Below are 19,735 nucleotides of genomic sequence, written 5' to 3'. Positions count from 1 at the left end.
AAGAGATTATGAAAGCAATAAATATAAAAATGAATACTATGAAAAAAAATGTTATCCTACTAGTCTTTGCACTATTGTTAATGCCATTAACAGCGTTGGCTCAAAATAATATTTTTGAAAAATATAATGACAATGATGATGTAACATATGTTTCTATTAAACCTAAAATGTTTCAAATGTTGGCGAAAATAGATATAGATACAGATGATAAAGACGCCAAGGAGTTTTTAGAGATGGTAAATAGCATCACCAGCTTTAAAACGATGGCTACAGATAATAAAACGATAGCTGCAGATATTGCCCAATGGGTGAAATCTCGCTCCAATAGCCTAGAAGAGTTAATGGAAATTAAAGATGATGGTACAGTAGTGAAATTTTATGTAAAGGAAGGAAAAGATTCAGATCACGTTTCAGAACTTCTAATGTTTGTTAACGGATTGGATGAAAAAATGAAAGGCGCAAAGATTAATATTCAAGGGAAGGATAGGAGTATAGAAACGGTTGTTATTTCTTTTACAGGCGATATTGATTTAAATCAAATTTCGAAATTAACCAGTAAGATGAACTTACCTGGCGGTAAAGAATTGGATAAGAAAAGTAATAAATAGAACCCAATAACTTAGTAAAGATGCAACAATTAATCAAAATTATAATTTTAACCTGTTTACTTGCAATAACACTGTTAAGTTGTAAGAATGAAGGATCAATACAAACCTACATTGTAGAACACCAAGATTTACCAGACTTTAAGGCTTTTGACTTATCTGCTAAGGTTGTAGATTTTTCTAAAGTAGACCTAACAGAAGCGCAAAAAGAAACATTAAATTCTTTAGAGAAATTAAATATTTTACTTTACAAAGCAGAACAAGATAATTTAGATGCTTATAAGAAAGAACTTAGTGAGGTTAAAACCATTTTTAAAAATGAAAAGCAGAATGAATTAATGGAGTTTAGCTTTGATGGCATGAAATTTAGAGTGAATGCAATAGGTGATGATAAAACCGTAGATGAAATATTGGTACTAGCTAGTTCTAGTAAAATGGGGTTCGGTGTTGTTCGCGTTTTGGGAGATAAAATGGACCCAGAAAAGATGGTTGCATTGATTAGTAAGTTACAAAATGCAGAAGTTGATAATAATCAATTAGAAGGTATTATGAATTTCTTTAATTAAAGAATTTATAGTTTATATGTTTATAAAAAAAGGATTGTTGGCGCAATCCTTTTTTGTTTATGTAAAAAACGGTTCGTATAAATTACACGAACCGTTTTATATTATATCCCAGTGTAGTTACTAGGAGAAATAGCTTTTAGTTCTGCTTTTATACTATCACTTACAGTTAAAGTCTCTATAAAATTAGAAATAGATGTTTTTGTAATTGTTTCATTAGTTCGTGTTAAGCCTTTTAAAGCTTCATAAGGATTAGGATAGGCTTCACGACGTAAAATGGTTTGTATAGCTTCAGCTACAACGGCCCAATTGTTTTCTAAATCGGCAGCAAATTTAGCTTCGTTTAGCAATAGTTTATTTAAGCCTTTCATGGTCGATTTAAATCCAATTAAAGTATGACCAAACGGGACGCCAATATTACGTAAAACAGTGCTGTCTGTAAGGTCACGTTGTAATCGAGAGATCGGAAGTTTGGCAGATAAGTGTTCAAAAATCGCATTGGCAATTCCTAAATTACCTTCACTGTTTTCAAAATCTATAGGATTTACTTTGTGTGGCATAGCACTACTTCCAATTTCTCCGGCTTTAATTTTTTGTTTAAAATAATCCATAGAGACATAAGTCCATATATCGCGATCTAAATCAATAATTATGGTATTGATGCGTTTTAGGCAATCAAATAGTGCTGCCATATGGTCGTAATGCTCTATTTGTGTAGTAGGGAAGGAGTGGTGTAAATCTAGTCTTTCTTGTACAAATTTAGCACCAAATAATTTCCAGTCAATAGTAGGGTATGCAACTTTATGAGCATTGTAATTACCTGTAGCTCCTCCAAATTTAGCAGCATTTGGAATGCTTTTTAATAGGTTAAATTGTTCTTCCAAACGTACAACAAAAACCTCTATTTCTTTTCCTAAGCGTGTAGGGGAAGCTGGTTGTCCGTGAGTTCTTGCTAGCATAGGGACATTAGCCCAATCTTTAGCTAGCGCTTTTAAGCGTTCTAAAACCGTAAAGTATTCAGGGATATAAACGGCATTTAAAGCATCTTTAATACTTAAAGGAACAGCAGTGTTATTTATATCTTGAGAAGTTAAACCAAAATGAATAAACTCCTTGTAATCTTGTAGGTTTAAAGCATCAAATTTATCTTTAATGAAATATTCTACGGCCTTTACATCATGATTTGTTACTTTTTCAATATCTTTTATGGCTTGCGCATCTTCAGCGGTAAAGTTTTTGTAGATTGCTCTTAGTGCATTAAAAGTAGAGGTAGGAACAGTAGAAAGTTGAGGAAGCGGATGTTCACAAAGTGCAATAAAATATTCTATTTCTACCAATACGCGGTATTTTATAAGGGCTTCTTCAGAAAAATACTTGGTTAGGACATCGACCTTGTTCCTGTAACGCCCATCTATAGGTGAAATGGCATTTAATGTTGATACTGACATAGTGTTGTGTTGTGTTGTTGTTTTTTTTAAAAGCCGTAAAGATAGCTAAGTTTGTTAGAAGTTCTATTCTAGATTTTAACAAATTTTAATTTTGAGTTTTTGCTTTTATTTGTTTTAAAATTTTTCTTGCTCTGGCTTTAAAACCAGGGCTTTGAACCGGGTAGTCGCGTTCTAAAATTAATACCAATTCTGGATGAATCCATTGGTGATCTTTACCTAATAAAAACAGAGTGTTCATAGCATAAGCTTTCGGGGCTATTTTTTCATCATTGATCATCCAATCAAAACAAGTTTCAATAATACATTCACAATGCTGAGGCCGTAATTTCGATTGTATTTCGTTTTTTGTTTTCGAATAGAAGGCGGTTACTAAGTACTCGCAGATTTTGGCGACAGGTCTAACGGCAGAATCAAGATGAACCTTTGCAATGTTTTTAGTAAATTGGTCTAAGTAGGGAATAATCATTTCTAAATTTTCTCCACACATAAATTCGAAGACCCATGCGGCACGTGCAGATATTTTGTCATCTACCATGAATAAGATATCCAATACCTTAGGAATTAAACAGGGATTGTTTATAATTAAATGCGCATAGTATAGTCTTTTCTCGCGAGAATGATTAACATAATTTAATTCTTGGTATAAAGCTTCTGTAGTCAACGGAATTTGTTATTTTTAAATTCTAAAATTAAGAAAATGCGAATATTAAAAAAAATACTTTTGTTTTTACTTTTTACTTTTATAGTCGCTCAATTTTTTGGCCCAGAAAAGAATGAAGGGGATTTGGCATCTGTAGATGCATTCTTTGAAGACACCAACCCCTCAAAAGCAGTAAAAGCTATATTAGTAGAAAGTTGTTTCGATTGTCATAGCGATAACACACGTTATCCTTGGTATAATAATATTACTCCTGTTAATTATTGGATTTCAGATCATATAACACATGGAAAAAGCCACTTTAATGTTTCTAAATGGCAAGGTAATTCTGTGAAACGAAAAGATCATAAATTCGAAGAACTTATAGAAATGGTTAAAGAAAAAGAAATGCCTTTACCGTCTTATACTTGGACGCATAATGAAGCTCGTTTAACCGATGAACAAATACAAGCGGTTTTAAATTGGGCAGAACTGGTACGATTTAAGTATGCGTTAGCTCCAAAACCAGAATAAAAGTAGAGTTGTATTTCATTCAATTTGGAATGAATAAAGGTATTGCTTTTTAGAATTTATAGTTTGTTACTTGAAAAAAAACAAGTATTATTGATAAAATAACCGACCCTCATTTGAAAAAAGAATTGCTAATTATTGGTTTCGTATGGCCAGAGCCTAAGAGTTCTGCTGCAGGGAGTAGAATGATGCACCTTATCGAAATTTTTCAATCCAAGGATTACGACATTACATTTGCGACTTCTTGTGCAAAAAGCAACAATGCTTTCGATTTAAAAGCAATAGACGTAAAAACGAAACAAATAGTTTTAAATGACTCTACTTTCGATGATTTTATAAAAGACTTAAAGCCTAGTATTGTCCTTTTCGATCGCTTTATGGTAGAAGAACAGTTTGGTTGGCGTGTTGCTGAAAATTGCCCCAATGCCTTGCGATTACTTGATACAGAAGATTTGCATTGTTTACGTAAAGGGAGGAAGCAGGCCTTAAAAGACGGGAAGGTTTTTGATATTAACTACCTATATAATGATGTTGCCAAACGTGAAATTGCAAGTATTTATAGATGCGATATAAGCCTCATGATTTCACATATAGAAATAGAAATATTGAAAAAGCAATTTAAAGTAGATGAGCATTTATTGCATTATTTACCTTTTTTATTAGATTCTATTTCGTTGAAGTCACAAAAGAAATTACCAGACTTTAAAGTACGAGAACATTTTGTAACCATTGGTAATTTTTTACACGCTCCTAATGTGGATGGTTTGCTGCACTTAAAAGAAAAAATTTGGCCTGCGATACGAAAAGCACTACCTAAAGCCGAAATGCATGTTTATGGCGCTTACGAATCACAAAAAATAAGACAGCTTCATAATGCTAAAACAGGTTTTTTTATAAAAGGTTTTATTGAGAATGTAAACGATGTTATGCCCCAATATAAGGTTTGTTTGGTGCCATTGCGTTATGGAGCAGGATTAAAGGGAAAGGTGATAGATGCTATGTTAAATGGAACTCCTTGCGTAACGACTAGTATTGGGGCGGAAGGGATGTATGGTGATCTTGAACCCAACGGTTTTGTAGAAGATGAGCCAACAGAATTTATAAAAAAAGCAATAGAGCTTTATACGAATAAAATTTTCTGGAAAGGAAAACAAAAAAATGGGATAAAAATTATTAATATTCGTTTCGATAAATTACTCTTTACTGCCGATTTTCTCCATAAAATTGAACAAATACAAAACAATTTAGAAAGGCATCGTAGAAATAATTTTATGGGAAGTATGTTAATGCATCATACATTAAAAAGTACCAAGTATATGAGTAAATGGATCGAAGAAAAAAACAAGAATTGATTTAAGAGAATTTATTCTTTTAACCTAACATAAAACCTTTAGTAATTATTATGAAGACTTTTTTTACACTTTTATGTGTACTACTATTATCAAATGGTATAAGTGCGCAAATGAATTCAAAACAAATAGATTCATTGGTAAATTATGCTATGGATGCATTTAACGTAGCTGGTACTGCTGTAGCAGTGGTTAAAGACGGAAAAATAATACATAGTAAAGGTTATGGAGTGAAATCTATAAAAACACAAGCTCCTGTTAATGCGCATACACAATTTGCTATTGCGTCCAATAGTAAGGCGTTTACAACTGCAGCTTTAGCTTTATTGGTAGAAGAAGGGAAAATCAAATGGTTAGATAAAGTAAAAGACCATATTCCAGAATTTACAATGTATAATGATTATGTAGAGGAACATTTTAATATCCAAGATTTAGTAACGCACCGTAGTGGTTTAGGTTTAGGAATGGGGGATTTAATGTTTTTTCCTGACGGAGCAGATTTTACAATGCACGATTTACTAAGTAGTTTTCAGTATTTTAAGCCCGAATCGGCCTTTAGAACGAAATGGGATTATGATAACCTCTTGTATTTAGTTGCAGGGGAGCTTATAGCAAGAAAAAGCGGGATGACGTGGGAAGCGTTTATTACAACGCGAATTCTTGAACCTTTGAATATGGATCAGACATTTGCTTCTTATTCAGAAATAAAAGACAAGAGTAATTTATCTGCATCACATACGACTAAAGCAGGTGTAATACAAGTGATACCAACATTTGAAGACATGATAAATGGTGCTGCAGGAGGTATTTTTTCTAATGTCGATGATTTAGCTCAATGGATGCTTTTACAGTTGAATAAAGGAAAATATGGAGCGCAATTGGAGCAACAACTGTTTACCGAATCTAATCATAACGAAATGTGGAAAATTCATACCGTTATGGATGTAAACCGGAATCCAAGATATAATTCTCATTTTTCAGGATATGGTTTGGGATGGTTTTTATCGGACGTAAACGGAAATATGAAAGTAGAGCATACAGGCGGATTACCAGGAATGTTATCTAATACGGTTATGATTCCAGACCTTAATTTGGGCGTTGTTATACTTACCAATACTGCTAACGACGGTGCGGGGCTATTTCTATCGGTAGCAAATGCTATTGTAGATGATTATTTAGGATTAGACAATTTTGAATGGGTAGATAAGTATGCCGCTTTTTTTAAAGAAAGAGCCAAAGATAACGATACTTTTTCTAAGGCTATATGGGAAGAGGTAAAAGCCGCAGATACATCAAAAATAACGCAAGGGAATTATGTTGGAATGTATAAGGATAAATGGTTTGGAAACGTTGAGGTTTTTAAAAACAAAGGAAAACTTTATATTAAATCACATCGCTCTCCTAAGTTAAATGGGGAATTACAGTTTCATAAGGATCAAACGTTTGCTGTTAAGTGGGAATATCAAGATATGAATGCAGATGCATTTGTGACCTTTGTTTTCGAGGATAATGAAAAAGCACAAAAGATTAAAATAAAAGGGATTTCACCAAATATAGATTTTAGTTTTGATTTTCAAGATTTAGATTTACAACGCATAAAAAAATAAGGCATAATGAGCTGGATAAAAGTAATCCCTTATAGCGAAGCAGAGCCTCGCTTAAAGAAAATTTACGATAAAGTAAAAGGCCCTAATAATAATGTAGATAATGTATTGGCTATACATAGTTTAAGGCCTCATAGTTTAACAGGGCATATGGCGCTGTATAAAAATGTATTGCACAATTCTAATAATACTTTACCGAAATGGTATTTAGAAACTGCAGGCGTGTATGTAAGCTATCTTAATAAATGTAGCTATTGTGTTGAACATCATTTTTCGGGATTGAAACGTTTGTTGAATGATGAAGCGCGCGCACAGCAATTATTTGAAAATATAGAAACGGATAGTTTAAAAAATTGTTTAAATGCTAAATTGAGTGCAGGGTTAGCATATGCAAAGCAATTAACAATAGATCATACAAGTATAACAAAAGCGGCTATTGAAGCTTTAAGCTCTAATGGTTTTTCTGATGGAGAAATTTTGGAGTTAAACCAAGTCGTAAGTTACTTTAATTATGTTAATAGAACGGTATTAGGCTTAGGCGTAACGATAGATGGAGATATTTTAGGGCTTTCTCCTAATGATAGTGATGATGAAAATAATTGGACGCATTCATAAATTATAAGTAGGTAATAAAAAAAAAGCCTTGATTTTTAATGAAGAAAATCAAGGCTTTTTTTATTAATTGCAACAAGAGAACGCTAAGCTTCTTGGAGGTTCTTTTTTATTTTTCTATAAGTAAACGTATTGAAAATATTGCGTTTAGCAAAACGGGTTTGCTTGTCCGATTGAGCAAATTTTATATATAAAGCCTTGTTTACACCAAAAAACTCATAGGTGTTACCATCTAAAAAAGAGACCTCTAGTAAAAGCCCTTTATGATTCCAGTCCATAATGGGGCTGTTTATTGTTGTATTGTACTCTTCCAAATTGGCAGCAATAGTTTCTGGAGCTATACTAACCAAAAAATGATAGCCATCTATAATTTGGCGGCTTTTTAGTTCTGCTTCCTTAGCTTTTTGGTCACCTTCTTGAAATTTATCAGGATGCCATTCCTTAACTAAACCCCTGTAAGACGTTTTAAGAGTCTTAAGTGTAGAGTCTTTATCTGCATTAAATAACTTTCTGTATTCATTAATACGCTTCATATAAGGATGCCTTTTTTTTAATAAGGTGCAAAGGTACTCTTTCTTTTTACATTGTGAATGCGAATAGAGAAAAAAGAATAAGGACTACTAGCGGTTGGTGTAAATATCTCTTTTTTAATTAATGTTATTCCCAAATGTCTTCGTAAATGTTTGTATAGTTTTTTAATTCAATAATTTCGAAACCTACAGATTTAAGGAAAAATATTTTACCTTCAGCAGTACTTGAAGTTTCGTCTTTTTTTAGAACGTACCATCCTTTTTGTTGTCTTTCTGGAAATTTCCTAAAATATTTAGCTCTTTCTATGAATAACCATCTCATAAACACTTCTGTTTCATCAAGTCCAAATCCAAAGATAAAAATAGATTTATGAAATAGAATATGTAACCAAGTATTGTAACCTTTCTGTTGTTCTGGTGTTTTATTTTTAGTGCTACTATTTTTTATATACTGATGAATTAATTTTCTAGCTCTTTGAACATTTCCCATATATTGAGAAAGGCCAAGTTTAATACTTCTATGATATTTTAGCATTCCATTAGGATACCATACTCCAAACCCATCAGTTGGTGTTATGAGTACTTTGTCGCTATAATAACAAGACCAAGGGTAATAGTCTGTAAATTTAGAGTGTGTCATTTTTCTAAACTTTAAGCCTAGTGATTTAGGAATTAGCTCATCAAAATTGGTGGTTAGTACAGGGGCATTCATAGATTTAATTTTATCTAAGATTAGATTCTGTGACCTGTCCGGTTTCCATGTTATCATTTTGTTTTGTACTTCCTTTTGAAGTTTAGAGCTGAAGTTCTTTTGGTTACTATTTTGAATTTCTAAGGCATCATAGAATTCTGTAAAAGAAATCCCATCTGGAATGATGGTTTGGGTGTTAAAGGCGTGCGTATTCCATAGTTCTAGTAGTAAATCCCGCCAAGAAACATTATCGTTATTATAATGTAAGTTAATACCATTACCAATTATAAAAGCTATATTATCAGAATGTTTTGAAAATATGTGCTTTACAGCTTTTACATTCATAATATATTTGTTTTATGAGTTATATATAGGTTTAAAAATGTGTAATCTAAGTAAAATAGTATTTTTATAATTAAATTCTAATATTTTATAGCTTAGCTACCTTATAAATTGTTGAAAGGGTGTTAGGGGATTGATTTGTTCAAAAAAAAAATCTGTAATTTCAAATTACAGATTTTAAATTTAATACGTTATTTCTTTAAAGTAGTTATTTTGTATTGGATTTATGCTTATTAATTTCATCCTGTAATTGACGCCTTACTTTTTGCTCGCGTTCTAATGCCACTCTTCTGTGTTCTTCGAATTGTTCATCAATTTCAATGAGGTTTTCTTTGGCTTGCTTGGTAATGGAATTACTATTTTTAAACTTATAAATAAAAAGTAAAAGGAAAGCTAGTAGCCCGCCAATTATAGACCATAGTAATCCATTGTAATTGCTTTTGCTCATTTGTATGCCAAGTAAGGACATACTGTCTTTTTCAGTATTGGTTTTATCTAAAGTATTTTGAGTGTTTGATAAGCTCGACTTTAATTGAGTTATTTCTTCTAGTTGTTTACTTACGGTATTTCTGGTATCGCCTAAACTTTTATGAACTGCTTTAAGAGAATCTAAAACATGTGCTTTTAAACTTAATATCCAAGCTCTTTTTATAACTTCATAGTTTTGACCACGTTGATCACTCCAGTTACTGGATTTGGTGATAACATATTCAAATTGACTATCAATTGTGCCACTATCTAATGAAAGTTGCTTCCCTTCAGGTGGTGTTACTGTATTTTGAGCTTCAAGACTAAATAGAGAGAAAGCGACTAACAGTAGTGTTATATTAGATTTTATAGTATTCATATTGGGAGTTAGTTTAATTGTACTCAATATTACGAAAAAAGATTAATTTTTGAAATTTTTATAATAGAAAGCCCCACAGATGGTGAGGCTTTTATATATACGTGACGCATATAGATTTAGATGTTTTTGAAAACGTTTTTCATATGTTAAAGTGTACGAAGCTACTAGTAGTAAGTAAAACGTCTTACTTTTGCAATGTATTTTGCCAAACGAATAACTTGATGGCTATAACCGTATTCATTATCATACCAAATATATAATACGGTGTTTTTACCGTCTTTGCGAACAATTGTTGCTTTACTATCATAGATAGAAGGCGCAGAGCTGCCAACAATATCACTAGATACTAATTCATCGCTCATTTCATATTTAATTTGCTCTACTAGATCTCCTTCTAATGCATATTTTTTCATAGTTGCATTCATACTATCTACACTAGCATTAGATTCTAATTCTAAATTTAAAATAGCTAAAGATCCATTAGGAACAGGGACACGTATAGCGCTAGATGTTAATTTGCCTTCAAAACTAGGTAAGGCTTTGGAGACAGCAGCTCCTGCTCCTGTTTCTGTAATGACCATATTTAAGGCAGCAGCACGACCACGACGATATTTCTTATGGAAGTTGTCTACTAGATTTTGATCGTTTGTATAAGCATGTATTGTTTCTAAGTGTCCACTAGTTACTCCGTAAGTGTCTTCAATAGCTTTTAGAATAGGCGTTATGGCATTAGTTGTACATGATGCAGCAGAAAAGATATCTATTTCATCAGGGTTATTTTCTAAATGGTTTACACCATAAACAATGTTTGGCACTCCTTTTCCAGGAGCTGTTAATAATACTTTATCTGCTCCTTTTGAGGCTTTTAACCTTGTTAAAGCTTCTTTGTCTCTAAAAACACCTGTATTGTCAATAATTAATGCGTTATCAATACCATACAAAGTGTAGTCTATGTCTTCAGGTTGATTTGCTGAAATAACCTTAACAGTCGTACCATTAATTATTAATGCTTCTTTTTCAACATCTATAGCTACAGTTCCAGAAAACTCACCGTGTACAGAATCGTTACGTAATAAAGCAGCTCGCTTTTCTAAAACTACAGCGTCAATTTTTCCACGAGTTACAATTGCTCGCAAACGTAATTGACTTCCTTTTCCTGTTCGTGTCATTAATTCTCTTGCAACTAAACGCCCAATACGGCCAAAACCATAAAGCACAACATCTTTAGGTGTAATTGCATCGTTATCGTTGGCAGCTTTAAGCTTATTAGCAACAAAAGCCATAGCGTTGCTATATTTTTTTTCCTCTAGGTGATATTCGTAAGTTAGTTTTCCTATATCTAATTTCGCAGGAGGAACATCCAATGTTTTAATAGCTTGAGCAATCTCTACAGAATCAAACACCGAAATAGGTTTTTGCACGAATTCCCCAGCATATTCGTGTAAGTTTAAAATTTGGCTTACGTTTCTATCTATTAACTGATTTCTAAAAATGACCAGTTCAATAGATTTGTCGTACCAAAGATCGCTTACTATTTTAATAAATTCTACGGTGGCTCTACGTCTATCCGCTTGAAATGCTAATTCGCTTTCGTAAGTTTCTTTAACAGGCATTGGTTATAGTGTTTTGTGTGTTGTTTTGTTTTTTGCAAAAGTATCGATTTCAAACGTTTTCATAAAACTTTTAGACCTAAAAAAAGCACTTCGTTCGTAAACTAAAGTGCTTTTTGTGTTTATCCTTTTTTTATTACCTTAAGCCATATCTGTTTTTTTGACCGTATGAGTTTATAAGTTCAATACTGAGTGGTTGGTATGGATCTCTGTTTTTTATAATGTTTTGTACTTCTTCTACAGAGTTTACTTTAATGCCGTTAACCGAAACAATAATGTTGCCTGCTTCGACTCCTTCTTTAGCAAAATAATTAGCATAATTACCACTAATTCTAGAGATCTTAACCCCATTTTTAACCTTATATTTTTTAAGATCATTTGGTTTTGCATTTTTAATAACGCCAATTTCAGGAAGTGTGTAAGTATTGTTTTTTAATAAGGTTACCTTTATAAGTTTCTGTTCGCCGTCACGTAATAAACTTACATTTACAACATCGTTTGGCCTTTTGGTATCTAGAAAACCTCTAAGGTCAGAGAATTTTTTTATTTCAATATTGTCTATCATTTTAATAATATCTCCACTTCGTATTCCTGCTGAGTAAGCACCAGTATCTTCTTCTACGCTGTCTATATAGAATCCTTCAGTTTCGGTTACGCCCAATTTTTCAGCATAATTACTATTTAAAGATCCCCCAGTTACCCCTAAAATGCCATTCTGTACATTTCCAAATTCCATAATGTCATGAATTACTTTTTTAGCAATGTTGCTTGGTACAGCAAAGGAGTAGCCAACATAAGATCCTGTTTGTGATGATATAGCAGTATTAATACCTACGAGTTCTCCATTGGTGTTTACTAATGCGCCTCCAGAATTACCAGGATTTACAGCAGCATCGGTTTGAATAAATGATTGGCTTCTTTGTCCAGACAAATCTCTGGATTTAGCGCTAATAATACCTGCGGTAACGGTAGATGTTAAATTAAAAGGGTTTCCAACAGCTAATACCCATTCGCCAATTTTAGCAGAATCACTATCCCCGAAGGTGATATATGGTAAATCGTCATTAGATTCTATTTTTAATAAAGCAATATCGGTTTTGGGATCTGTACCAATTATCTTAGCTTCTACTGTTCTGTTATCATTTAAAGTAACACTCAATGCTTCAGAACCATCAATAACATGATTGTTTGTTACAATATAGCCATCGGGAGAAATAATAACACCACTACCTGTTCCAAGTTGCTTACGCTGTGGAATACGTCCTGTAAATAAATCCTGTAGTGTGGGTTGCCTATTATTTGTTGTTACATTTTTAACATGCACTACCGCATGTACCGTTTTTTCTGCGGCATTTGTAAAACTAATAGCTTCGATTGTCTTTAAATTTGTATTCTTAGAAGAGCTCGTAGGGACAAATACGGGCTGTGTTTGTTGTTGCCCTATAACAACTTTTTGTTCTTTTTCAATAAAGGTTTTGTATGCTCCTAGAGTAATTGCTCCTCCTAACACCGAAACTAAAACCAGCGATAAAATCTTTTTCATTTGTTAAGTGTTTATATGTTTAGGTTTATATTTTTTCAAACGGCTAATTATTAGTCGTTCTAATTTGATAACAATAAAATTAAAATATTATTGAATGTCGTTTTCAACTTTAACGCGTATTTAACAGCACAATTAAATTTCTAAAACAGTATATTTGTCGTAATTACTTTTAGTTAGATGACACATACTTTTTATAAATACCAAGGTACAGGAAACGACTTTGTGTTTATTGATAATAGACATAATATATTCAACAAAAAAGATGCCAAATACATCGCTTTCTTATGCGATAGACGTTATGGTATTGGAGCTGATGGATTAATCCTGTTGGAAGACGATGAAGAAACCGATTTTAGAATGCTGTATTTTAATGCTGATGGTAACGAGAGTAGTATGTGTGGTAACGGTGGACGTTGTATTGTCGCTTTTGCAAAGTTCTTGAAAATTATAACTAAAGACACAACATTTACAGCAATAGACGGAATACATCATGCTTATATTGAAAATGATTTTGTAGAACTTCAAATGCAAGCTGTTGAGTCTATAGAGCATTTTGAAACGCATATGTTTTTAAATACGGGATCTCCACACCATATAACAATGGTGGAAAATTTAAAAGCGATGGATGTAGCGGCAGAAGGTGCTAAAATTCGCTATGGGAATTTATACAATGCAGTAGGAGGAACTAATGTGAATTTTGTAGAAAAAATGAATCCAAAGACGTTTAAAGTACGTACCTATGAAAGAGGTGTTGAAGGCGAAACACTGTCTTGTGGTACAGGTGTAACAGCTGTAGCCCTTGCAATGCATCATAATAAGGAAACTACAGAAAATGAAATTACGTTAAATACAGAAGGAGGTGTTTTAAAAGTGTCTTTTGAAAACAATGAAAAAGGATATAAAAATATATGGCTTAAGGGATTGGCAATACAAGTTTTTAAAGGAGAAATAAAATGCCAACATTAAAAGGAGAACATATTTATTTAAGGCCTTTGGAACCAGATGATCTGGATTTTATTCATCGTATCGAAAATGATGAATCCATTTGGGAGATAAGTAATACTATAACGCCATATTCTAGGTTTTTGATAAAACAATATTTGGAACATGCACACAAGGATATTTATGAGGTGAAACAATTGCGATTGGTTATTTCTAATTATAAAGGGGGTGCACTAGGGCTGATCGATATTTTTGATTTTGATGTAAAAAACAGAAGAGCAGGGATTGGTATTTTGGTAAAGGAAACTCAAAATAGAGGAAAAGGCTATGGCCGTGAAGCGCTTCAGTTATTATCTAACTATTGTTTTTTACATTTGGATCTTCATCAATTATATTGTAATATTTCTGAAGAAAATGAAGCCAGTATTAAATTATTTACAAATCAAGGTTTTAAAAATATAGGATTAAAAAAAGACTGGAACTTCCATAATGGAGTTTTTAAAAATGAATATTTATTTCAACTCATAAATACTAATGTATATTAAAAAAATACTTCTTGCCATTGTTGCTATTGGTCTAATTATCGCTGGGTACTTTGCTTATTTTGTATATGGAGCAATGTTTAAACCCAATACAGCTTTCGATGAAACGACCGTAATAATAACCATTTCCAAAAAGGCTAATTATGATGCTGTTAGAAAAACATTGGAACCTTTGCTAGATGATATAGCGTCCTTTGATGCTCTTGCTAAACAAAAAAAATATATATCAAATATTAGGTCTGGACGTTTCGAGATTAAAAAAGGTATGAGTAATAATGATATTATTAATTCCATTAGAAGTCATAACATTCCCATAAAAGTAACGTTTAACAACCAGGAAACAATTGAGAAATTGGCCGGTAGAATAGCTTTACAAATAGATGCCGATAGCTTATCGTTACTTAAAGCCATGACCGATGTGTCCTTTCTAGAAGCGAATGGGTTTAAGCCTGAAACTTCTTTGGGGATGTATATTCCTAATAGTTATGAATTATTTTGGAATACATCTGCTGAAAAATTTAGAGACAGAATGCTTAAAGAGTATAAAACATTCTGGAATAAGTCGCGATTAGAAAAAGCAAATAAAATTGGTTTAACCGAATCGGAAGTTATCGCTTTAGCCTCGATTGTATACGAGGAATCTAAACAAGTAAGCGAGCAACCTCGTATTGCGGGAGTTTATTTAAATAGACTACGAATTGGAATGCCTTTACAAGCAGATCCTACGATTCGCTATGCGGCATATCAATTACCACAATATAAAGGCCAGATTATAAAGCGGGTTTTAAATGCTCATAAAGAGATTGCTTCACCATATAATACTTATGCAAATGCAGGATTACCACCAGGCTTAATTGCTATGCCAGACGTATCAGCCATAGATGCCGTTTTAAATAGTGAAAAGCACAACTATTTATATTTTGTAGCAGATGCTAAGCGTTTAGGCTTTCATAAGTTTGCAAAAACTTTAGCGCAGCATAATGCAAATGCAAGAGCGTATCATTCCTATTTATCATCACAAGGTATATATAAATAAATTGATCACAATATATAGATATCTCATATTATTATTAGTTCCCGTTTCAATATTTTCCCAAACGCGAACCCATAGTTTTTTTCAGCCTAGTGATTCGTTAAATAAATCTAGAAGAAATGCAATTGTAATCTCTGAAGCTGCAATAGGCGGCTTAACGCTTGTTGCTTTAAATCAGTTGTGGTATAGTGATTATGAACAATCTAAATTTCATACTATAAACGATAACAACGAATGGTTGCAAATGGATAAGTTGGGACATAGCTTTACTGCATACCAATTAGGGAAATTTGGTGCTCAAACATTAAAATGGGCGGGACTAAAAGAAAGGGATCAATTACTTTATGGTGGAACTTTAGGGTTTTCCTTCTTAACAGCAGTTGAAGTTTTAGATGGTTTTTCACAAGAGTGGGGATTTTCTTGGGGTGACTTTTTGTCAAATGCATCTGGAGCAGGCTTGTATATCGGGCAAGAACTATTGTGGCAAGAACAGCGTATTGCCTTAAAATATTCTTTTCATCAAACACATTATGCTGAATTACGGCCAGATAAGCTCGGAGCAGGCTTTTTAGAAGAAGTACTTAAGGATTATAACGGCCAGACCTATTGGTTAAGCGCCAATTTACATTCCTTTTTTAAGGGTAATAGCATTCCAAAGTGGTTAAATGTTGCCGTTGGTTATGGAGGCGAAGGGATGTTAGCGGGAACTCCAGAAACACAAGCATTGTTGTTTCCTAATAAAAAAAGAAGGAGACAATATTATATGAGTTTAGATATAGATTTATCTAAAATTAAAACTAACTCTCGGATTTTTAAGGTGTTATTAGATGTTTTTAACGCCATTAAAATTCCATTTCCAACCTTGGAGTTTAACGATGAAAATGACATAAAGTTCCACGCTATATACTTTTAATCGTAGTTAAACGATTAATTTTGCCATATTAATTTTTATTTATAATTTTGCACGCTGAAATTTTAGGCATAACTTTTGATTAAACATTGTCTAAGAAATTAAACATTATGAACAAAAAGAGTATAGCAAGTTTTTTATTACTAGCGGTTACAATTTGTGTTTTAGTTGTTGTATCGCTATCAACAGATGAAAAAGTGGATGTTAATATGCATTATTATTCCACTAAAGGATTAAATCTAGATTATACTGTTAATTTAGAGGCGGCCAATGATATTTTGATTCTTGAAACAGAGAAGCAATATACACCAGAATTAGGAAAATCTTTCTTAGGATTTAAGGAAGCATTGGGATTTAAGGAATCTCAAAACAATTATTTTTCAGTAAATACTTTAGGTTACCTCGGTAAATATCAATTTGGAAGAAGTACGCTTAAGGTGATTGGTATTAATGATACGCACGAATTCTTAAATAATCCAGAGTTACAAGAAAAGGCTTTTATAGCTAATACAGAGCGTAATAAGTGGGTATTAAGGCGAGATATCAAGCGTTTTGAAGGGAAATATATAAATGGTATAAAGGTTACCGAATCAGGAATTCTTGCAGCTGCTCATCTAGCAGGACCAGGGAGTGTAAAGAAATACCTTAGAAGCTATGGTAAAGAAGGGTTTTCAGATGCTTATGGTACCTCAATCTATTCGTATATGAAACGATTTTCAGGTTACGATACTTCAATAATAAAACCAAATAAAAAACCTAGAGTCTCTCTAAAGGCTTAGGCAAGGTTATTTTAAGTTTTATGTATAATAAATAAGGTTGGTCTTTTATGGAGATCAACCTTCGTTTTTTTCCATTGATTTGCAGTCATTGTTTTGATGTACTCGGTGGGTAATGTGATATCGCAAGCAACACATATAGCTGTATTTCCATTTAAAACTGTATGTAGGTCTTCCAACATTTTATTGTTTCGATATGGTGTTTCTATGAATAATTGTGATTGATTATGTTCAAAAGATAAACGTTCTAAACGTTTTAATTCCTGTTTACGGTCCCCTTTGTCTATAGGTAAATAGCCGTTAAAGGCAAAACTTTGTCCATTCATACCAGAACCCATTATAGCTAATAAAATAGAAGAAGGTCCTACTAAGGGAACTACTTTTATATTGTTTTCATGTGCGATTTTTACAATATCTGCACCAGGGTCGGCAACGCCAGGGCAACCAGCGTCAGAAATAATACCAACATTAAGGCCTTGCTTACAGGGATCTAAGTAACTAGGAAGCTCATTGCTGTCTGTAAATTTATTAAGCGGTAATAAGGTCAAAGATGATTGTTGCTTACCTGAACTTATTTTTTTTATAAAGCGTCTGGCCGTTTTTTCATTTTCAACAATATATATATCAATTTGTTCGATTATTTTTTTTACCGTTAAAGGGAGTACATTTAGTGGTTCCGTGTCTCCCAATGTTGTTGGTATAAGATATAATTTACCTATTTGATTTTCCATTAATTGATTATAAGTTTTTTAATCGCTTTTTTACCATTTCTAGTTAAGACTTCTACTAAGTATAATCCATTACGGATTTTGTTCGTAGAAAGGTTTAATTGCGGGTTATTATTGGGTTTAATCATTTTAATTTTTTTGCCTTGAAAAGAGTAAATTGTAATAGATTTAATAGCTTCATGCTGTAATGGAAAACTAAAGTTTACAATAACTTTTGAAGGGTTTGGGTACATCTTGAAATCGAACGTATTGTTCTTTTGGATGCTTAAATTTGGATCAGATAATTTATATACCTTTCCACTTCCTGCAATGTATAACTCACCATTCAAGTCTTCTCCAAATGTAGTCCAAAATTGTGAAATATTAGGCGTTTGGAAAGCCATATTCCAAATGCCTTCATTTTCAGTAAGAATTCCAATTTCATTACTGCAATAATCCGCAAAAAAATACTTGCCTTCAAAATCGGGATAAAGACTGCCTCTATATACATAACCACCAGTAATAGCACACCTCCCATTAGCCAAAGCATAATTTGAAACTGGGGCTATAGTATTCTCGAATAATGGGCAATTACCACTACTATTATCATATGGCGTATTGGCTTCATAGCATCTCCATCCATAATTGTCACCAGGGTTGCCAGAATTAGTTACTTGGTTGATCTCTTCAAAAGCATTCTGACCAACATCAGCAACCCATAAATCCCCAGTCATTGTATCAAACGATAGTTTCCATGGGTTTCTAAGTCCTATCGCATAAATTTCTTGAGCCCCTCCAGTATTTGCATATGGATTAGTTGCTGGAATACTGTAATTAGTACCGCTAACATCTATTCTTAATATTTTACCTAGTAAGGAGTTCGGATTCTGTGCCCTATTACCTGGGTCGCCTCCGCTACCACCATCTCCTGTAGCAATATATAAATAGCCATCTGGTCCAAAAGCTAACTTGCCACCATTGTGATTTGTAAACGGTTGATTTATAGTTAATAAAATAGTGCCATTAGTATTAGCTAGGTCTGGATTTGAGCTTACATTATATCTTGCTATTACTGTATTGCCAGAATTATTGGTGTAATTGACATAAAAACGACCAGAAACAGAATAGTCAGGAGCAAAGGCTATGCCTAGTAATCCTTGCTCTCCACCAGCAGTAATTAAAGCGCTAATATTTAAAAAAGGGGTGCTGTTAACACTACCATTTGGGTTCAATATTTTTACAATACCATTTTGTTCAACAACAAAAAGTCTAGTGTCTCCAGCATGAGTAATTTCTACAGGATTTGTAAATGTAGGGCCGAAAGCTTCTAGCGCAACCGTTTGACTATAAGTAAAAGTTGAAATAATAATAAAAATGAGAGCGATGTATTGTTTTTTCATTTTGCGTGTTTTTAGTAAAGTTAATACTAATTATACGCTGATTATCATATGGATAGTCTTTTTTTTATAATATTACAAGCGTTGTCAAGCATTTTGTATGTTTCATCAAAACCAGAATCACCACCATAATAGGGATCTGGAACATCTAAGTTTTTATTAGGATAACTTTCGTTTAATATGAGTTTTACTTTTCTTTTCTCATCTGCTGTTCTCGCTAATCTTAGAATATTTTCATAATTAGCATTATCCATTGCATAGATGTAATTAAAACGATCAAAATCAAGAGTTGTAAACTGACGTGCTCTTTGATTCCTAATATCAAGACCATATTTTTTAGCTGTATTAATGGAACGTACATCTGGTTTTTCATCAATATGATGATTACTAGTGCCAGCAGAATCAATAAAAAAGTGCTCTGTATTAGATAGTTTTGATTTTAAAATACCTTCAGCTAGCGGAGAACGACAGATGTTTCCGAGGCAAACCATTAGTATTTTAACCATAATTTTATAA

21 protein-coding genes are annotated in these 19,735 nt (G+C 32.8%); 11 read left to right on the top strand and 10 right to left on the bottom strand.

Going from position 1 to position 19,735, the window contains the following annotated elements; all coding sequences use genetic code 11:
* The first annotated feature begins 8 nt into the window (after positions 1–8).
* Both AC2D8I_RS02180 and AC2D8I_RS02175 read left to right on the top strand, forming a co-directional pair.
* Positions 9–608 carry a DUF4252 domain-containing protein gene (locus AC2D8I_RS02180; RefSeq protein WP_484704351.1) on the top strand — a complete coding sequence of 200 codons (600 nt, stop codon included), beginning with the start codon at positions 9–11 and terminating at the stop codon, positions 606–608.
* A gap of 20 nt (positions 609–628) precedes the next feature.
* Positions 629–1,171 carry a DUF4252 domain-containing protein gene (locus tag AC2D8I_RS02175; RefSeq protein WP_484704350.1) on the top strand — a complete coding sequence of 181 codons (543 nt, stop codon included), beginning with the start codon at positions 629–631 and terminating at the stop codon, positions 1,169–1,171.
* Between the two features lie 101 nt (positions 1,172–1,272).
* Here AC2D8I_RS02175 and purB read toward each other — a convergent pair whose 3' ends face one another.
* Complete coding sequence (purB, locus tag AC2D8I_RS02170) at positions 1,273–2,616, bottom strand: adenylosuccinate lyase (protein WP_484704349.1); 1,344 nt, start codon at positions 2,614–2,616, stop codon at positions 1,273–1,275.
* A gap of 85 nt (positions 2,617–2,701) precedes the next feature.
* On the bottom strand, positions 2,702–3,277 hold the full coding sequence (locus AC2D8I_RS02165) for an adenylosuccinate lyase (protein ID WP_484704348.1): 576 nt from the start codon (positions 3,275–3,277) through the stop codon (positions 2,702–2,704).
* Between the two features lie 36 nt (positions 3,278–3,313).
* Here AC2D8I_RS02165 and AC2D8I_RS02160 point away from each other — a divergent pair, with 36 nt between their 5' ends.
* The 4 genes from AC2D8I_RS02160 (at position 3,314) to AC2D8I_RS02145 (ending at position 7,352) form a co-directional block, all read left to right on the top strand.
* Positions 3,314–3,787, top strand: a complete 474-nt coding sequence (locus AC2D8I_RS02160; protein WP_484704347.1) for a heme-binding domain-containing protein — start codon at positions 3,314–3,316, stop codon at positions 3,785–3,787.
* A 113-nt stretch (positions 3,788–3,900) separates the two neighbouring features.
* Positions 3,901–5,136: a glycosyltransferase gene (locus tag AC2D8I_RS02155; RefSeq protein ID WP_484704346.1), complete on the top strand. Its 1,236-nt coding sequence runs from the start codon at positions 3,901–3,903 to the stop codon at positions 5,134–5,136.
* Between the two features lie 50 nt (positions 5,137–5,186).
* Positions 5,187–6,740, top strand: coding sequence for a serine hydrolase (locus AC2D8I_RS02150; protein ID WP_484704345.1), 1,554 nt, complete (start codon positions 5,187–5,189; stop codon positions 6,738–6,740).
* Positions 6,741–6,746: 6 nt separating this feature from the next.
* On the top strand, positions 6,747–7,352 hold the full coding sequence (locus tag AC2D8I_RS02145) for a carboxymuconolactone decarboxylase family protein (RefSeq protein WP_484704344.1): 606 nt from the start codon (positions 6,747–6,749) through the stop codon (positions 7,350–7,352).
* A gap of 83 nt (positions 7,353–7,435) precedes the next feature.
* Here AC2D8I_RS02145 and AC2D8I_RS02140 read toward each other — a convergent pair whose 3' ends face one another.
* The 5 genes from AC2D8I_RS02140 to AC2D8I_RS02120 all read right to left on the bottom strand — a co-directional run bounded on the left by AC2D8I_RS02140 (position 7,436) and on the right by AC2D8I_RS02120 (position 12,912).
* The gene (locus AC2D8I_RS02140; RefSeq protein WP_484704343.1) at positions 7,436–7,882 is read right to left on the bottom strand and encodes a KTSC domain-containing protein; all 447 of its coding nucleotides are present in this window, start codon (positions 7,880–7,882) and stop codon (positions 7,436–7,438) included.
* A 124-nt stretch (positions 7,883–8,006) separates the two neighbouring features.
* Positions 8,007–8,915: an SIR2 family protein gene (locus AC2D8I_RS02135; RefSeq protein ID WP_484704342.1), complete on the bottom strand. Its 909-nt coding sequence runs from the start codon at positions 8,913–8,915 to the stop codon at positions 8,007–8,009.
* Positions 8,916–9,120: 205 nt separating this feature from the next.
* Positions 9,121–9,759: a tRNA (guanine-N1)-methyltransferase gene (locus tag AC2D8I_RS02130; RefSeq protein WP_484704341.1), complete on the bottom strand. Its 639-nt coding sequence runs from the start codon at positions 9,757–9,759 to the stop codon at positions 9,121–9,123.
* A 164-nt stretch (positions 9,760–9,923) separates the two neighbouring features.
* Positions 9,924–11,372 (bottom strand): glyceraldehyde-3-phosphate dehydrogenase, encoded by a 1,449-nt coding sequence (locus AC2D8I_RS02125; RefSeq protein ID WP_484704340.1) that lies wholly within the window; start codon positions 11,370–11,372, stop codon positions 9,924–9,926.
* A gap of 133 nt (positions 11,373–11,505) precedes the next feature.
* Complete coding sequence (locus tag AC2D8I_RS02120) at positions 11,506–12,912, bottom strand: trypsin-like peptidase domain-containing protein (RefSeq protein ID WP_484704339.1); 1,407 nt, start codon at positions 12,910–12,912, stop codon at positions 11,506–11,508.
* A gap of 177 nt (positions 12,913–13,089) precedes the next feature.
* Between AC2D8I_RS02120 and dapF the strand changes: the two genes are divergently transcribed.
* The 5 genes from dapF to AC2D8I_RS02095 all read left to right on the top strand — a co-directional run bounded on the left by dapF (position 13,090) and on the right by AC2D8I_RS02095 (position 17,118).
* A complete protein-coding gene (gene dapF / locus AC2D8I_RS02115; protein ID WP_484704338.1) occupies positions 13,090–13,878 on the top strand; it encodes a diaminopimelate epimerase in 789 nt (262 codons plus the stop codon).
* Positions 13,866–14,399 (top strand): GNAT family N-acetyltransferase, encoded by a 534-nt coding sequence (locus tag AC2D8I_RS02110; RefSeq protein ID WP_484704337.1) that lies wholly within the window; start codon positions 13,866–13,868, stop codon positions 14,397–14,399. The genes dapF and AC2D8I_RS02110 overlap by 13 nt, the downstream gene beginning before the upstream one ends.
* The gene (gene mltG, locus AC2D8I_RS02105; RefSeq protein WP_484704336.1) at positions 14,389–15,432 is read left to right on the top strand and encodes an endolytic transglycosylase MltG; all 1,044 of its coding nucleotides are present in this window, start codon (positions 14,389–14,391) and stop codon (positions 15,430–15,432) included. Before AC2D8I_RS02110 ends, mltG begins: the two co-directional genes overlap by 11 nt.
* Complete coding sequence (locus tag AC2D8I_RS02100) at positions 15,377–16,342, top strand: DUF2279 domain-containing protein (protein ID WP_484704335.1); 966 nt, start codon at positions 15,377–15,379, stop codon at positions 16,340–16,342. Before mltG ends, AC2D8I_RS02100 begins: the two co-directional genes overlap by 56 nt.
* A gap of 107 nt (positions 16,343–16,449) precedes the next feature.
* Positions 16,450–17,118, top strand: a complete 669-nt coding sequence (locus AC2D8I_RS02095) for a peptidoglycan-binding protein LysM (protein WP_484704334.1) — start codon at positions 16,450–16,452, stop codon at positions 17,116–17,118.
* A gap of 11 nt (positions 17,119–17,129) precedes the next feature.
* Here the strand turns inward: AC2D8I_RS02095 and AC2D8I_RS02090 are convergent, their stop codons facing one another.
* The 3 genes from AC2D8I_RS02090 to AC2D8I_RS02080 are packed head-to-tail and all read right to left on the bottom strand — an operon-like array spanning position 17,130 to position 19,725.
* A complete protein-coding gene (locus AC2D8I_RS02090; protein ID WP_484704333.1) occupies positions 17,130–17,846 on the bottom strand; it encodes an SAM-dependent methyltransferase in 717 nt (238 codons plus the stop codon).
* Entirely contained in the window at positions 17,846–19,222 is a 1,377-nt protein-coding gene (locus AC2D8I_RS02085; protein WP_484704332.1) for a PQQ-dependent sugar dehydrogenase, read from the bottom strand. Before AC2D8I_RS02085 ends, AC2D8I_RS02090 begins: the two co-directional genes overlap by 1 nt.
* 44 nt (positions 19,223–19,266) lie before the next feature.
* Positions 19,267–19,725: a low molecular weight protein-tyrosine-phosphatase gene (locus AC2D8I_RS02080; protein WP_484704331.1), complete on the bottom strand. Its 459-nt coding sequence runs from the start codon at positions 19,723–19,725 to the stop codon at positions 19,267–19,269.
* Between the last annotated feature and the right edge of the window lie 10 nt (positions 19,726–19,735).

The organism is Lacinutrix sp. YIN62 (assembly GCF_057219185.1).
Note: the sequence above shows the minus strand (reverse complement) of the source record. Positions and strands in the feature narration are given on the sequence as shown.

Excerpts from the sequence above, each read along its gene's own strand:
- AC2D8I_RS02180 (WP_484704351.1), top strand. The coding sequence starts at position 9 with ATGAAAGCAATAAATATAAAAATGAATACTATGAAAAAAAATGTTATC.
- AC2D8I_RS02175 (WP_484704350.1), top strand. The coding sequence starts at position 629 with ATGCAACAATTAATCAAAATTATAATTTTAACCTGTTTACTTGCAATA.
- purB (WP_484704349.1), bottom strand. The coding sequence starts at position 2,616 with ATGTCAGTATCAACATTAAATGCCATTTCACCTATAGATGGGCGTTAC.
- AC2D8I_RS02160 (WP_484704347.1), top strand. The coding sequence starts at position 3,314 with ATGCGAATATTAAAAAAAATACTTTTGTTTTTACTTTTTACTTTTATA.
- AC2D8I_RS02150 (WP_484704345.1), top strand. The coding sequence starts at position 5,187 with ATGAAGACTTTTTTTACACTTTTATGTGTACTACTATTATCAAATGGT.
- AC2D8I_RS02145 (WP_484704344.1), top strand. The coding sequence starts at position 6,747 with ATGAGCTGGATAAAAGTAATCCCTTATAGCGAAGCAGAGCCTCGCTTA.
- AC2D8I_RS02140 (WP_484704343.1), bottom strand. The coding sequence starts at position 7,882 with ATGAAGCGTATTAATGAATACAGAAAGTTATTTAATGCAGATAAAGAC.
- AC2D8I_RS02135 (WP_484704342.1), bottom strand. The coding sequence starts at position 8,915 with ATGAATGTAAAAGCTGTAAAGCACATATTTTCAAAACATTCTGATAAT.
- AC2D8I_RS02130 (WP_484704341.1), bottom strand. The coding sequence starts at position 9,759 with ATGAATACTATAAAATCTAATATAACACTACTGTTAGTCGCTTTCTCT.
- AC2D8I_RS02125 (WP_484704340.1), bottom strand. The coding sequence starts at position 11,372 with ATGCCTGTTAAAGAAACTTACGAAAGCGAATTAGCATTTCAAGCGGAT.
- AC2D8I_RS02120 (WP_484704339.1), bottom strand. The coding sequence starts at position 12,912 with ATGAAAAAGATTTTATCGCTGGTTTTAGTTTCGGTGTTAGGAGGAGCA.
- dapF (WP_484704338.1), top strand. The coding sequence starts at position 13,090 with ATGACACATACTTTTTATAAATACCAAGGTACAGGAAACGACTTTGTG.
- AC2D8I_RS02110 (WP_484704337.1), top strand. The coding sequence starts at position 13,866 with ATGCCAACATTAAAAGGAGAACATATTTATTTAAGGCCTTTGGAACCA.
- mltG (WP_484704336.1), top strand. The coding sequence starts at position 14,389 with ATGTATATTAAAAAAATACTTCTTGCCATTGTTGCTATTGGTCTAATT.
- AC2D8I_RS02100 (WP_484704335.1), top strand. The coding sequence starts at position 15,377 with ATGCAAATGCAAGAGCGTATCATTCCTATTTATCATCACAAGGTATAT.
- AC2D8I_RS02095 (WP_484704334.1), top strand. The coding sequence starts at position 16,450 with ATGAACAAAAAGAGTATAGCAAGTTTTTTATTACTAGCGGTTACAATT.
- AC2D8I_RS02090 (WP_484704333.1), bottom strand. The coding sequence starts at position 17,846 with ATGGAAAATCAAATAGGTAAATTATATCTTATACCAACAACATTGGGA.
- AC2D8I_RS02085 (WP_484704332.1), bottom strand. The coding sequence starts at position 19,222 with ATGAAAAAACAATACATCGCTCTCATTTTTATTATTATTTCAACTTTT.
- AC2D8I_RS02080 (WP_484704331.1), bottom strand. The coding sequence starts at position 19,725 with ATGGTTAAAATACTAATGGTTTGCCTCGGAAACATCTGTCGTTCTCCG.